Here is a 13,701-nt window from a genome sequence, read left to right as displayed (position 1 = left end):
TTCAATTATTTTTAATTTGCACTAACCGTAATGTGCACACTTTGAACGATTAATTATACAATATTGTTTTTATCAGGAGAGTCCTGATCTGCTGATTGGTCAGTTTTTCCATAATCCCAGGGGCAATGCAGGCATTTGTTTTTACAACAATAACCACGTTTTAAATGGTACTCCTTTGTAAATACAAAGTTGCCATCCTCATTTATATAATAGTCAACACCTTCCTGTAGCATTTAATTAAGCAGTTTTACAAAAATATCATTATTAAAATGACTTTTTAAATGCCTGCCATCGCCATGCAATGTCCACACTTGTTTGGGTTGGGTGCGGGTTATGGTTTGTAAAATATCATTCCAATCGGCATGGTCTGATATAAACAGGGTATCCTTTTGATTAACCTGCAGGTTTTTCCAGCCTGAGGCAAACAGGCGGGTAACACCGGTAGCCCTGATATAGCTATCAAATGTAAACGGCGGAACGATATACACAAATTCATCCTGCACTTTCATGAGCTTACGGCCATAAATTTGGTGGGCACCCAATGCAAAACCCATCTTTTCATAAATGGCATTAATAGGCATAATGCGATGGTGTACCAGGATCTTTTTTTGCGGGGCATAAGTACTTATCAGGTTTATGAGGCGCTGGCTTTTGCCCAGGCCATAAGCCCCTAACAGGATATTGGTTTTGATAGCATTGATCTTTTGTATTTCGGCAACCGGATCAGGATGTATAACGGCAGGATCGGCAAAGGTGCTTTCGGTGATCAATACATCCGTGGTAACCCATTCAATAGGTTCGCAGGTGGCATCGGGCTGTAGTTTATAATCGCCGGTATAAAGGTACCGGGCGCCTTCATACTCCATTAATACCTGCGCCGAGCCCAGCATGTGGCCAGCAGGGATCAGGGTTATAGTTACCGGCCCAATATTAAACGGCTGGTTATAACCAATTATATTGAAAATCTTAGCCGCTGTACGGTCATAACGTAGCTGCATAATGGTGGCTGTTGCCCTGGTACAGTATACCTCGTTATTGCCGCTTACAGCATGATCTGCATGCGCGTGTGTAATAACCGCCGTTTTTGCAGGCAGCTTAGGATCCAGATGAAAATCGCCGTATTTGCAATACAGGCCCTTATCATCTATCAGAACAAAATCGTCAAGTATCATTAATTTTTTGCAAGTGATAAGTAAAGCTTGTGCAAAGCCAGCACCTGCGGAATTACCAGCTGCCGGTCGTCGTTGATGATGATGTCATCAGCCAGTTGTTTTTTTCGGTCTTCGGGAAATTGGCGTGCCTCACGGCTTTCTACTTCGGCTTGTGAAATTCCGTCGCGCTGCATTACACGAGCAATCCGGTTCTCCAATGGTGCTGAAACCAGTAAACTGCGGTCGCACATTTTGTATGAGCTGCTTTCAAATAACAGGGCAGCCTCTTTAATAACATAAGGAGCCGTTTTTATAGTTAATATCCAATTGTCAAAGGCCCTAAAAACAGCTGGGTGTACCAGGGCATTCAGTTTTTTAAGTTCAGCTTCGTTATTAAAAACAATGCCTGCAATATGTTTACGGTTAAGCGTACCATGCTCAAAGTAAGATTGCGCCCCAAAGGTTTGCTTTATGGAATCGATCAATAGCTCATCAGTTACCATTACTTTTTTGGCCTCATCATCGGCATAAAAAACGGGTATGCCCAAAAGCTCAAATACTTTTGCCACTGTAGTTTTGCCACTGCCTATATTACCTGTTAAACCTATTTTAAGCATTATTTTTTTACGGGTTGAAATTTAGATCAATGACTTTTGGAGCAAAGATAAAAGATTTGATATCCTTACTCTTTTATCAAAAATCCTTACTCCTGCCATGCATTATTTTTTTATGATGAAATCAATATTTGCCGGACTTACCTTTACAATTTTACAAAACGGAGGGACGCGTGTAAGCTTCACCGGGAGTGATTTGTAATCGTGGTCGCGCCAAAGATCAAGGTCGGCAGTAGCCTCAAACAGGTCTTCGTTCATATCAGGGTACCTGCTTAGCGCTGTAGTAAATGTCACTTTAACCCGCTGTGGAAAAACCTTTACATTATCATAATTATGATTGTTAATTAGCTTAACAGGCAGATCCAAAGTTTTTTCAGTAAACTCATCAACCGGCACAATTACCTGCACAGTTTTAGGATATACATTTAAATTACCCTCCTTTACCGATTGTAAGTTTATCCGGGTATTTATAGTTTCATCAACCTCCTGCATTTGCAGCGAATCGGTTTTCCATAAACTTATTTCCTTTAACCGGCCTGTAGGGCCGCTCACCGTTATATAGGCTGGTTTAATAACTATATTGCCCGATACAGCAAATTGTTTGCGGTATTTAAGGCTCAGCATAAGCTGTACCGGAACCTTTTTTACCAGCCTGTTTGTAAAATCAAAATACAGGGTATCAGGATCAATAGATATAATGGGTTGGGTCAGTTCCTTGTTAATGTTAATTTGTTTTAGCTGGGAACTAAGCACTACATAATTTCGGTTTTCAAGCGTAGCCAGGTCAATAGTAATAGGCTTGCTTTCTTTATTCATTCCAGAAAACAGCATTTGCCAGCCTGTACCCTGTACGGTGGCCTTAACCGTATCGGGCTGTAAGGAATGAAAAGCACGTTTTTGCGGAGCGTTTTTGTAGGTAAGCACCTCCTGCACAGAGTAGCTATATACGTTGGATAGCGTAGTAAACACCCAAGCTAAAACAGCCAGCACCAGGCAGGTGAAAAATGCCGATAAGCGCCTTCGTTCTGTTGCTGATAATTTTACTATTGCCATATTTATTAAGCTTAAGGCTTAAAGCCAAAAGCTGAAAGCAAAAAAAGCGGTTAACTGTTTTCAACTTCCAGCTTTTGGCTGTTATACATGAGCTATTCTTAGCTTTAGGCTTTTAGCCTTATGCTTTTAGCTTTAATTAGCTTTTTACAGGGGCGGCCGGAGCATTTAACGCTTTTGAAGCATCTAAAGCTATAGCCGACTTATCAAAACGGATCTTACCGTTATCAACTTCAACTAAAAAAGTGGTATCGTTAATGTCGATGATTTTACCGTGTATACCAGCGGTTGTAACAACCCTGTCACCTTTTTTTAGTTCCTCTACGTATTTCTTTTGGTCTTTTTGCTTTTTAACCTGCGGGCGGATCATGAAAAAGTAAAACACTACGATAATTAATACCATAGGAATTAACATGCCGTAACCTCCAGATGCTGGTGCTGCTTGTAATAAAATAGTTGCTATCATTTTTTAAATTAATTGTTATTTCGTTAAAACTTCGCCAATTAAATGCACCATGTTTTGGGCGGGTACCGTATTGGCGGTAATGGTTATTTGTTTATCCTGCAAACCTGTTTTGCCCGCACTGTTAAATACAACTTTGATCAAACCGCTTTCACCTGGTTTAACCGGGGTTTTAGGCCATTCAGGTGTGGTACAGCCGCAGCTTGCAACCGCGTCAGTAATGATCAACGGCGATTTGCCATTGTTTATGAATTTAAAATCGTAGCTAACTTTATCGCCTTGTTTAATTTTACCAAAGTCATGACTTTCTTTTTCAAACTTCATTACGGGCGCAATTGCTGCATTAGCGGTAGTTGCAGCAGTTTTATTCGCTGTGCTGTCGCCTGTGGTTGCAGCTGTTGAGGCATTGCCCGGAGTTTGATTACAGGCCGATAATAGTACGCCTGCGGTTACTAAGCTTAAAAACAATTTCTTCATTAGTTCAATTATTATTCTATTAATCCTCTGCCTATTTTTTTGATCTTATTCTCTGCTTTAAGGTCAATTAAAATCTTGTCTAAGATACCGTTTATAAATGAATTACTTTTAGGCGTGCTAAACTCTTTGGAGATCTCCAGGTATTCATTAATGGTTACTTTAACCGGGATGGATGTGAAATTAACAAACTCTGTAATAGCCATTTTCATTAATAAGGTATCCATCATGGCAATACGCTCAGGCTCCCAGTTTTGGGTTTTGGCAGCAATCAATTCCTGGTAAGGTGCATCAAATCTTACGGTTTTCTGAAACAGGTCTACCACAAACTCGCGATCCTCGGCCCAGTTGCCTGTAATTTCGGCCAGGTGATTCAGTTTGGCATCCTCGTAAGCAAAGTTTTTAAATGTTTTTGCTATTAATGCTTGTAGCACATCGCGGTCAACAGGCCAAAAAATAAATTTATCTTCAAAAACCTGCTCGGCCAGTGATGATTTTAGAATTACTTTTTTGAAAATAAATTTAATAATGTCTTTATCCGTTTGTATGGTATCACCGGTTTTTGCAAGATATTCGGCATACTCGGGCGCATTTTTAAGGATAGTGAATAGTGACTTGGCCAATTCGGGCTCAAAATGCCACTCCACTTTATATTTTTTTAAAGCGATCAGGTAGTCGCGGTTATCATTCAGGGTAAGAATAAACCTGTTACTTAGTATTTTGCGGTCGGCATTCAGGTCTTCGGCGGTAGGCAGGTGTTTGTTGGCTCTTTCTTCGGCGTCATTTGCCGCATAATTAGCCACTTCCGAAATTAATGACAGCATCCAGATGTACATTTCAAATACCTCGTCAATGCCGCTCAGCATATTTTTTTCGTGTTGCCTAACGTCTTTAGTGTCCGATTGATGGTATGCGTATAGCGCTTGTAATACCTTTACCCTTAGGTGCCTTCTGTTTAACATGTGTAAGAACGATTTGATCCGCCAGGGGGCGAATGGTTAAAATTATGATATTGTTAATAGGATGATTTCACTTTTTTAATGTCTGCTATTCTTTTCTCCGCAATTTTATTTGCAGCTGTAATAGTAGAAATGTTTTCTGTTTTAGAAAGTTTTAAAATATTACGCGTTACTTCATAAATATTTTCGGTAAGCTGCATGGTGCGTTTTTTGCTAAAGCTCATCAGTTCCGAATAGCAGTTGATGATACCGCCTGCGTTGATCACATAATCGGGCGCAAACAATATCCCCTTATCTAAAAGCAAGGCGCCATGCTCGGCTTCATCAAGTAACTGGTTATTGGCCGAGCCTGCTATAATACCGCATTTAAGCTTATTAATGGTTTGTGTATTAATGGTGCCGCCCAAAGCACATGGCGCATAAATATCGGCATCAATATCAAAAATATTGTTGTTTGATACCGCTTCGGCACCATATTTTTTAGCTATCTGGCCAATACGATCTTCCTGGATATCACTAATGTAAACCTTCACATTCTCATCTCGCAGCAAACGTACCAGATGTTCGCCAACATGACCCACACCTTGTACTATGACTGATTTACCGGTAAGACTATCACTGCCAAATTGTTCTTTTACGCAAGCCTTTATTCCCATAAAAACACCCTGTGCAGCTACGGGCGATGGATCGCCGCTGCCACCAATGCTTTCTGGTACGCCGGTAACATGCTGGGTTTCCATACGGATGTATTCCATATCGCGCGGATTGGTGCCTACATCTTCGGAAGTAATAAATTCTCCGTTAAGGTTTTTAATAAAGCGGCCAAACTTGCGCATTTTCGCTTCGGTTTTATCCCGGTGCGAATCGCCAATAATTACCGAGTAACCACCACCCATGTTAAGGCCGGCAACGGCACATTTATAGGTCATGCTTTTTGACAGGCGCAATACATCATTCAACGCATCGGCTTCTGATTTGTAGTTCCACATACGTGTGCTACCAAAAGCTGGGCCCAGTGTAGTATCATGAATGGCTATAATGGCTTTTAAACCTGTATCAGGATCGCTGCAAAATACAACTTTTTTGTGTCCGAAGGCATCGAGCTGACTGAATATAGATTCTGGTTGTTGAACAGGCATTAGTATACGGTAGTAAAATGTTTTAAGGCTCGACAAAAGTATAGGTTTTTTTTATTCTCACCAAGTTTATTAGTATACAGTCTCGGGCGATTTATGTAAAGGCGAAAAGTTTTAGGCAGAAAACCCGGAATTTGTTATTACTGACCACGTGCTAAGGACTTTAGACTTTTCCCTGACTTTTAACTTATCTTACTCTCCCAACTTTTTAATACTTTTGATCATTCGGACATCCCAACCTTCGGACATCCCGACTTAAGACTTCGGGCTCCGGACTTTTGGTTTGCCGGACTTTCTGACTTATGAAAGACCTCGCTTATCTTAATAAATTCTTTTACAAATATCGCTGGAGGTTAATTCCGGGTGTGCTGTTTGTAATTATATCCAACATTTTTGGTGTGTTGCCCGCGCAGGTAATACGTGTAGCCTTTGACCTGGTTACCGAAAATATTGGTGCTTACCAGCTTTTTGCCGGCTTTAACAGGCAAAGTATGATATATGATATTTTTGGTAGCAGCCTGATGCTTTTTGGGGCACTGGTATTGGTACTGGCGTTATTGCGTGGGTTGTTCTTATTTTTTATGCGGCAAACCATAATCCTCATGTCGCGGCATATTGAGTACGACCTGAAAAATGAAATATATCACCATTACCAGAAACTATCATTAGCGTTTTACCGCCGCCACAATACCGGCGACCTGATGAACCGTGTTACTGAGGATGTGAGCCGTGTGCGCATGTACCTGGGGCCTGGCATTATGTACACCATTAATACGGTAGTGTTGTTTATGCTGGTGATATATGCCATGCTTACTGTAAATGTAAGGCTGGCTATCCTTTCTGTACTGCCACTACCCATACTGGCGGGCATCATTTACTATGTAAATAACGTGATCAATTTCCGCAGCGAGCAGATCCAGGAGCGTTTATCTACCTTGTCGAGCTTTGTGCAGGAGAATTTTTCAGGTATCAGGGTCATCAAATCATACGTGAGGGAGGGTTTTGTACGAAAGAGTTTTGCTGCCGAAAGCGAGAATTATAAATCACATTCCATGGCCCTGGTTAAAGTGCAGGCCCTGTTTTATCCTATTATGCTGTTACTGGTAGGCCTGAGCAATGTGATCACGATGTACGTGGGTGGGGTAGAGGTAATGAAGGGCAACATCACATCGGGCAATATTGCTGAGTTTATTGTATACCTAAACATGCTTAGCTTCCCGGTTATATCATTAGGTTGGGTAACCTCGCTCATTCAGCGGGCGGCGGCTTCGCAAAAACGTATTAATGAGTTTTTGCATGAAAAACCCGAGATCATATCGCTCGAAGGGAATATACATACCGTTAAAGGAGCTATTGAATTTAATAAGGTATCATTCACTTATCCGGATACAGGCATTCATGCCCTTAAAAATGTATCATTTACTGTGGAACCCGGACAAATGGTAGCTATTATTGGTCGTACAGGTTCGGGAAAATCCACTATAGCCAATTTGGTAATGCGTATGTATGATACTACGGGCGGCCAAATATCCATTGACCATATACCTGTACAACAGCTTAATCTGGAAAGCTACCGTTCGCAAGTTGGCTTTGTACCGCAGGAAGTTTTCCTTTTTTCTGATACCATTGCCAATAATATTGCCTTTAGTGCCGATGTACTTGATATGCCAGTTGTAGAGCAAGCAGCCAGAGATGCCGCGGTGTATAGTAATATTATGGAGTTGGAAAAAGGTTTTGAAACGCTGATAGGAGAGCGGGGCGTAACATTATCAGGTGGACAAAAGCAGCGGGTATCAATCGCGCGTGCTATTTTTAAACATCCGCAGATATTGATCTTTGATGATTGCCTTTCGGCAGTTGATACCCGTACCGAGGAGGAAATACTGAACAACCTGGGACGGGTGATGCAAAATAAGACCAGCATTATTATATCCCACCGCATATCGACCATAAAAAATGCCGACAAAATATTGGTAATGGATAATGGCGAAATTGTTGAACATGGCACCCATGATTACCTGATGCAATTGAAGGGTACTTACTTTGAGTTATACGAAAAACAATTGCTTGAAGAGGAGCAAGACGCCTGATTTTTTCTTTTTAACACAAAAAAATGGCATAAAAGTTTCAAAAAGCTCAATAAAATCGAATAAAATACTTGCGCTTTCATTTTTTGATTTATATTTATGCCAACCAAAACTAATTACAGGTATATTCATTATGGGAGATTTTGACAATAGAGAGCGTGAAGAGGTTTTTTCAAAGAAGGTGAGAGCCGGGAAGAGGACTTATTTTTTTGATGTGAAAGCAACCCGTTCAAACGATTACTATGTTACAATAACAGAAAGTAAAAAACGGTTGGAGGATGGTGTTTTTATTAAGCACAAAATATTTTTGTATAAAGAAGACTTCGAAAAGTTTGCTGAAGGTTTAAAAGAAACCGTAGAGTACATTAAGGCAAATCAGGACGTAGTTGAAAAACGCTACGAGTACAACGAAAACCCTGAAGTAGCAAAAGCATCTGCCGATGAAGATTTCTCATTCGAGATTTAAAAAAGAACAAAACTAAACTAATACCATAAGGAAAAACCTGCTCTTGAGCAGGTTTTTCTGTTTGACAAGAATTTAATACAATTTGTCATTCTGAGCGTAGCGAAGAATCTAATCACCGATATGCACAGTTCACGAATAGATCCTTCGCTACGCTCAGGATGACAAAGAGGGAGAATGTTTATCCTAAAGCAGCGTGCCCCGCATTAATATTACGGCGATGGTAAAGTAAATGATAAGTCCGGTTACATCAACCAGGGTGGCCACAAACGGGGCTGAGGATGTAGCAGGGTCGGCGCCAAGCTTTTTCAGGATCAGGGGTAACATGGAGCCGGCTAATGATCCCCATAATACTACACCTACAAGGGCACAGCCTACGGTTAAGCCTACCAATATCCAGTGCGGCCCGTAAATGGGCGAAAACATAGTCCAGATGTAGATCCGCATAAAACCTATTAATCCCAATGTTAAGCCCAGCATTAAGCCCGACATCAGCTCGCGGCGCATAACCCGCCACCAATCGGCAACGGTAACCTCACCCAATGCCATAGCCTGTATAATTAGGGTGGAAGCCTGCGAGCCGCTGTTACCCCCACTTGATATGATGAGCGGAATAAATAAGGCCAGCACAACAGCCTTTTCAATAGCTTTTTCAAAAAAGCCCATGGCCGTGGCGGTAAGCATTTCGCCTAAGAATAATATGATAAGCCAGCCTACGCGTTTTTTTACCAGCCTAAATAGATTAATATCCAGGTATGGTTCATCCAGTGCCTCGGTACCCCCAATTTTTTGAATATCCTCGGTGTACTCTTCGTTGGCTATCCACAAAATATCATCAACGGTTACAATGCCCAGTAATATGTTCTCATTATCAACCACGGGCAGGGCCGTGCGGTTATTCATTCTGAAAATATTGATGGCTTCTTCCTGTGGATCGCTGGCACTCAGGGCTATTAACCGGCCATCCATCAGGTCGCTTACCTTTGTTTCGGGTTTAACCAATAGTATCTCACGGATCCTGATATCATCCAGTAACTGACCGGTTTCGTCAATTACATATATTACATCAATGGTTTCAGAGTTTTTACCATACCGGCGTATATGCGATAATACCCGGGTTACATCCCATGTTTTTTTAACGGCAATGTAATCGGGTGTCATCAAGCGGCCAACGCTGTCTTCCTCGTATCCTAAAAGAGATAATGCTTCCTTACGATCTTCGGGCGACAGGTGCTGGATCAGTTTTTGAACGGCATCACCATGCAATTCACTAAATAGGGCGGTACGGTCATCAGGAGGCAGCTCATTAATCAGATCGGCAACTTTTTGACCGGATAGTTTTTTAATGATACGCTCCTGGGTGGGCGAATCTAATATGCGGAAAACGTTAACGGCGCGGTTTAACGACAGGGTTTCAATAAATCGGGGGCCATGTTCAGGGAGCTCATCTATCAGCTCTTCAACATCCGATATATTTAGGTTGTTCAAATATTCCTGTAATTGGCTATCATCATTCTGTTCCAGTAACAATTCTATTTGCTCAACCATTTCTTTCATAAGCGGATCCCCCTTGTTTTTTACATCTTATTATTAACCTGTTTGCCTTATTTTGACGAGGGCAAAAGTCGTTTATTTTTTCAAATTATAAGGCAAAATTTTCTGTTATCTTTGCGCAAATTTAAGCCCCACCCAACCCTCCCCGGAAGGGAGGGCTATTATAAACATAATAAACAGGAAGTCTCCCCTTCCGGGGGAGATTTAGAGGGGGCAAAATTTATATAATATGGGTTTACAATGTGGGATAGTGGGTTTACCAAATGTGGGCAAATCAACACTTTTTAATTGCTTATCAAATGCCAAGGCACAGGCGGCCAACTTTCCGTTTTGTACCATTGAGCCAAATGTGGGCGTAATTACTGTGCCGGATGAGCGTTTAACCAAGCTTACCGAAATAGTACAACCAAAGGCCGTAGTGCCAAACGTTATTGAAATTGTTGATATAGCCGGCCTTGTTAAAGGTGCCAGTAAAGGCGAAGGTTTGGGTAACCAGTTTTTGGCTAACATACGTGCTACAAACGCCATTATACATGTGCTGCGTTGCTTTGATAATGACAATGTGATACATGTTGACGGCTCGGTTGACCCGATACGTGATAAAGAGATCATTGATACCGAATTGCAGCTGAAGGATCTGGATTCGATAGAAAAAAAGATCCAGAAGGTTGAAAAAATGGCTAAAACCGGCGGCGACAAAGAAGCTAAAAAAACCTTTGATGTTTTAACCGTTTATAAAAATCACCTGCTTTCGGGTAAATCGGCCCGTACGGCCCCGGTTGCCGAAGAGGATAAGGAATACATTGCTGATATATGGCTGCTTACCGCTAAACCGGTAATGTATGTTTGTAATGTTGACGAGGGTTCTGTTAGTACAGGTAACGCGTATGTGGAGCGGGTAAAGGCGGCTGTAAAAGAAGAAAACGCCGAAGTGCTGATCATATCGGCACAAATAGAGGCGGAGATAGCTGAACTGGAATCATACGAGGAACGCCAGATGTTTTTGAATGACCTTGGTCTTACAGAATCAGGTGTGAACAAGTTGATCAAAGCTGCCTATCGTTTGCTTAACCTGGCCACCTATTTTACTGCCGGTGTGCAGGAAGTACGTGCCTGGACCATTACGCAGGGCTTTACCGCGCCGCAGGCCGCAGGTGTTATCCATACCGATTTTGAAAAAGGGTTTATTCGTGCCGAAGTAATTAAATATGAAGATTTTGTTAAATTTAACGGCTCAGAAGCTATAATAAAAGAAAATGGCAAGCTGGGTGTTGAAGGAAAAACCTATATTGTGCAGGATGGCGACATTATGCATTTCAGGTTTAACGTATAGTATAACCATTCAGAAACCTAAATTTGAAAAACCGTTATGAAAAGATCTGCTTTATTAAAAACCTTAGCCTGCTTATTTATAGCACTTGTAATTAACATACAAAAGCCCTTTGCTCAAAATTCAAAATCAATGACTGAAATAACAACCGCGGTTGAGCAATTACGTAAAGCGATGGTAGATGCCGATGGCGCTACCCTTGACAAACTAACCTCAAGCGAATTAAGCTACGGCCATTCAAGTGGCAAGGTACAAACCAAAAAAGAGTTTATAGATGATCTGGTGACAGCTACATCAGATTTTGTATCTATCGACATTACTGATCTAACTATTAAGGTGGTAGGCAACACAGCAATTGTGCGCCACGTCCTTTCGGCAGCGAGCAACGATAAAGGCAAGGGCCCCGGCACTGTAAAACTTGGTATATTACTGGTATGGATTAAAAGTAATGACCAATGGCAACTGCTGGCCCGCCAGGCAGTAAAAATTCCGTAAGTAAATAAGGGATAAACATCCTCGTTTAAATTTGAAAGAGGGTTTACTTAGTTAAAGTAAACCCTCTTTTTTTGGTATTAACATTGTTGCCTCTTGTACTTTAAACCATCGTTTTTTTCCATTTTCCACCCTTAAATAATATGTAAGCCGCTATACTTAATCCAACTTCGGCAACCGGGATGGAAATAAAAACACCGGTTGGCCCCATTGCAAAATACTTGGCTAATAAATAAGCGAAAGGAATTTGGAACAACCAAAATGTAAAAACGTTAATTTTAGTTGGTGTCCAGGTATCGCCGGCACCATTAAAAGCACTGGTTAAAACCATGCCTACACCGTAAATAACAAAACCGCCACTTAAAATTTGTAAAGACCGGGTGGCTACTTTTTTAACCGCCTCATCATCTGTAAAAAATGAGGCAAATAAATGTCCGCAGGTTAAAAACAGGATGCTCACAATGCCTAAAAACACAACCGTGTATCTTATAGTTTGAAATACCGATTGTTCTGCCCTGTCCAAGTGCCCGGCACCCAAATTTTGTCCAACCAGTGTTGCTGCCGCGTTGCTCAGTCCCCATGCAGGCAGCAGGAAAAACATCATTAGCCGCAGTGATGTTTGGTAGCCAGCCGAACCATGGTCGCCGCCGGTTGTGGCAACCAATTGCGCCAAAAATATCCAGCTGCAACTGGCTATCACAAATTGTAAAATACCGGGTGCGGCAATTTTAATAATCGCTTTGATCTGCTGCCAGTCGGGTATGAAATAGCTTATACGTATTTTTAAAGCATTTTTACCATTAAATAAATTGTAGATCTGGTAACTAACACCCAGGCCACGGCCAATGCTGGTGGCTATGGCCGCACCTGTTAAACCAAACGCCGGGATAGGGCCTATGCCCCTGATAAAAATGGGGCATAAAATAATGTTCGCAATATTGGCTATCCACAAACTACGCATGGCGATGGCGGCATTGCCGGCTCCCCTGAAAATACCATTTATTAAAAACAACAATACGATAATGAGACTACCGCCCATCATGATGCGAACGAATGGAGTTCCATGATCTGCAGTTTCGGTCGAGGCGCCCATAATTAAAAGCAGGTCGCGGGCATGCAGAAATCCAAAAATGCTGATGGCCAGATTAATAAATACAGCAATTAAGATAGTTTGCATTCCTGCTTTTGATGCCGCTTCGGGGTTTTTCTCGCCAATACGACGGGCAACAACTGCGGTTGCGGCCATACTTAAACCTATAGCCAATGAATATATTACGGTTAATACAGATTCGGTTAAACCTACTGTTTGAATGGCATGACTGCTGTTTTCTAAATGACCTACAAAATAAAGGTCGACCAGCGCAAAAACAGATTCCATTGCCATTTCCAGCATCATGGGGATGGCTAACAAAACAATGGCTCTTTTAATGCTAATAGCGGTCAGATCAACTTCCTGGCCCTTTATCGCTTGCTTTAAAACCGAGAAAAAAGAAGATACCTTACTCTTTGTAGTAATTGACTGTGACATAAATATAAGCTTGTATTATTTTAGGTAGTTGCGTTGTATCCGGGCTGCAAATATAATGAAACCTTTTGGTTACGCAAGTTCGGAAATCAATATCTTCTATAGATACACTTATGTCTCAATTGTTACCGGGAATTTTAAAAAATACTAATAGTGGTAATAACAGGCCAAACAATGAAAACGACAATAAAATGATTTAATTAAAAAACTACCTTTTTTTTATGTGAAAAGCAGGTAAACAGCGATATTTTTATCAACTTTTATATAAATAATATCAAAGAAAATCGTTAAATTAACAACACCAATTAATTCCTGATTTGTCTTTATTATATGGAGACGCTGATCACATACATGTTCCAGCTTACATTGGCCTTTATGGTAATACAGGTCTGTATACCCCTTG

14 protein-coding genes are annotated in these 13,701 nt (G+C 41.2%); 4 read left to right on the top strand and 10 right to left on the bottom strand.

The window, feature by feature from the left end; genetic code table 11:
- Positions 1-53: 53 nt before the first annotated feature.
- The 8 genes from M2273_RS13810 to M2273_RS13775 all read right to left on the bottom strand — a co-directional run bounded on the left by M2273_RS13810 (position 54) and on the right by M2273_RS13775 (position 5,850).
- Complete coding sequence (locus tag M2273_RS13810; protein WP_429397734.1) at positions 54-233, bottom strand: DUF5522 domain-containing protein; 180 nt, start codon at positions 231-233, stop codon at positions 54-56.
- Complete coding sequence (locus M2273_RS13805) at positions 234-1,172, bottom strand: MBL fold metallo-hydrolase (RefSeq protein ID WP_429397733.1); 939 nt, start codon at positions 1,170-1,172, stop codon at positions 234-236.
- Complete coding sequence (coaE, locus tag M2273_RS13800) at positions 1,172-1,768, bottom strand: dephospho-CoA kinase (protein WP_429397731.1); 597 nt, start codon at positions 1,766-1,768, stop codon at positions 1,172-1,174. The genes M2273_RS13805 and coaE overlap by 1 nt, the downstream gene beginning before the upstream one ends.
- Before the next feature lie 102 nt (positions 1,769-1,870).
- On the bottom strand, positions 1,871-2,818 hold the full coding sequence (locus tag M2273_RS13795; RefSeq protein ID WP_429397729.1) for a CdaR family protein: 948 nt from the start codon (positions 2,816-2,818) through the stop codon (positions 1,871-1,873).
- Between the two features lie 136 nt (positions 2,819-2,954).
- On the bottom strand, positions 2,955-3,281 hold the full coding sequence (gene yajC, locus M2273_RS13790; protein ID WP_429397727.1) for a preprotein translocase subunit YajC: 327 nt from the start codon (positions 3,279-3,281) through the stop codon (positions 2,955-2,957).
- A 15-nt stretch (positions 3,282-3,296) separates the two neighbouring features.
- The gene (locus M2273_RS13785) at positions 3,297-3,755 is read right to left on the bottom strand and encodes a DUF1573 domain-containing protein (RefSeq protein WP_429397725.1); all 459 of its coding nucleotides are present in this window, start codon (positions 3,753-3,755) and stop codon (positions 3,297-3,299) included.
- Positions 3,756-3,766: 11 nt separating this feature from the next.
- Positions 3,767-4,714, bottom strand: coding sequence for a transcription antitermination factor NusB (gene nusB, locus M2273_RS13780; RefSeq protein ID WP_429397723.1), 948 nt, complete (start codon positions 4,712-4,714; stop codon positions 3,767-3,769).
- A 53-nt stretch (positions 4,715-4,767) separates the two neighbouring features.
- Positions 4,768-5,850, bottom strand: coding sequence for a Glu/Leu/Phe/Val family dehydrogenase (locus M2273_RS13775; RefSeq protein ID WP_429397721.1), 1,083 nt, complete (start codon positions 5,848-5,850; stop codon positions 4,768-4,770).
- A gap of 299 nt (positions 5,851-6,149) precedes the next feature.
- On the opposite strand from M2273_RS13775, the gene M2273_RS13770 reads away from it, so the two are divergent.
- Both M2273_RS13770 and M2273_RS13765 read left to right on the top strand, forming a co-directional pair.
- The gene (locus M2273_RS13770) at positions 6,150-7,937 is read left to right on the top strand and encodes an ABC transporter ATP-binding protein (protein ID WP_429397719.1); all 1,788 of its coding nucleotides are present in this window, start codon (positions 6,150-6,152) and stop codon (positions 7,935-7,937) included.
- 130 nt (positions 7,938-8,067) lie between these two features.
- A complete protein-coding gene (locus M2273_RS13765; RefSeq protein WP_429398663.1) occupies positions 8,068-8,400 on the top strand; it encodes a DUF3276 family protein in 333 nt (110 codons plus the stop codon).
- A 183-nt stretch (positions 8,401-8,583) separates the two neighbouring features.
- On the opposite strand, the gene mgtE is transcribed toward M2273_RS13765, so the two are convergent.
- The gene (gene mgtE / locus M2273_RS13760) at positions 8,584-9,954 is read right to left on the bottom strand and encodes a magnesium transporter (protein WP_429397717.1); all 1,371 of its coding nucleotides are present in this window, start codon (positions 9,952-9,954) and stop codon (positions 8,584-8,586) included.
- 226 nt (positions 9,955-10,180) lie between these two features.
- Here mgtE and ychF point away from each other — a divergent pair, with 226 nt between their 5' ends.
- Together ychF and M2273_RS13750 are read left to right on the top strand one after the other, a co-directional pair.
- Positions 10,181-11,284, top strand: a complete 1,104-nt coding sequence (gene ychF / locus M2273_RS13755) for a redox-regulated ATPase YchF (protein ID WP_429397715.1) — start codon at positions 10,181-10,183, stop codon at positions 11,282-11,284.
- A 129-nt stretch (positions 11,285-11,413) separates the two neighbouring features.
- A complete protein-coding gene (locus M2273_RS13750) occupies positions 11,414-11,776 on the top strand; it encodes a nuclear transport factor 2 family protein (RefSeq protein ID WP_429397713.1) in 363 nt (120 codons plus the stop codon).
- Positions 11,777-11,876: 100 nt separating this feature from the next.
- Here M2273_RS13750 and M2273_RS13745 read toward each other — a convergent pair whose 3' ends face one another.
- Positions 11,877-13,301, bottom strand: coding sequence for an MATE family efflux transporter (locus tag M2273_RS13745; protein ID WP_429397711.1), 1,425 nt, complete (start codon positions 13,299-13,301; stop codon positions 11,877-11,879).
- Positions 13,302-13,701 lie beyond the last annotated feature (400 nt).

It is taken from the genome of Mucilaginibacter lappiensis (assembly GCF_050433765.1).
In the GTDB taxonomy this organism is placed as follows: domain Bacteria; phylum Bacteroidota; class Bacteroidia; order Sphingobacteriales; family Sphingobacteriaceae; genus Mucilaginibacter; species Mucilaginibacter lappiensis_A.
This window is presented reverse-complemented; position numbering and strand designations above follow the sequence as displayed.

Bases quoted from the DNA above. Each gene is read 5' to 3' on its own strand.
- M2273_RS13810 (WP_429397734.1), bottom strand. From the start codon at position 233: ATGCTACAGGAAGGTGTTGACTATTATATAAATGAGGATGGCAACTTT.
- M2273_RS13805 (WP_429397733.1), bottom strand. From the start codon at position 1,172: ATGATACTTGACGATTTTGTTCTGATAGATGATAAGGGCCTGTATTGC.
- coaE (WP_429397731.1), bottom strand. From the start codon at position 1,768: ATGCTTAAAATAGGTTTAACAGGTAATATAGGCAGTGGCAAAACTACA.
- M2273_RS13795 (WP_429397729.1), bottom strand. From the start codon at position 2,818: ATGGCAATAGTAAAATTATCAGCAACAGAACGAAGGCGCTTATCGGCA.
- yajC (WP_429397727.1), bottom strand. From the start codon at position 3,281: ATGATAGCAACTATTTTATTACAAGCAGCACCAGCATCTGGAGGTTAC.
- M2273_RS13785 (WP_429397725.1), bottom strand. From the start codon at position 3,755: ATGAAGAAATTGTTTTTAAGCTTAGTAACCGCAGGCGTACTATTATCG.
- nusB (WP_429397723.1), bottom strand. From the start codon at position 4,714: ATGTTAAACAGAAGGCACCTAAGGGTAAAGGTATTACAAGCGCTATAC.
- M2273_RS13775 (WP_429397721.1), bottom strand. From the start codon at position 5,850: ATGCCTGTTCAACAACCAGAATCTATATTCAGTCAGCTCGATGCCTTC.
- M2273_RS13770 (WP_429397719.1), top strand. From the start codon at position 6,150: ATGAAAGACCTCGCTTATCTTAATAAATTCTTTTACAAATATCGCTGG.
- M2273_RS13765 (WP_429398663.1), top strand. From the start codon at position 8,068: ATGGGAGATTTTGACAATAGAGAGCGTGAAGAGGTTTTTTCAAAGAAG.
- mgtE (WP_429397717.1), bottom strand. From the start codon at position 9,954: ATGAAAGAAATGGTTGAGCAAATAGAATTGTTACTGGAACAGAATGAT.
- ychF (WP_429397715.1), top strand. From the start codon at position 10,181: ATGGGTTTACAATGTGGGATAGTGGGTTTACCAAATGTGGGCAAATCA.
- M2273_RS13750 (WP_429397713.1), top strand. From the start codon at position 11,414: ATGACTGAAATAACAACCGCGGTTGAGCAATTACGTAAAGCGATGGTA.
- M2273_RS13745 (WP_429397711.1), bottom strand. From the start codon at position 13,301: ATGTCACAGTCAATTACTACAAAGAGTAAGGTATCTTCTTTTTTCTCG.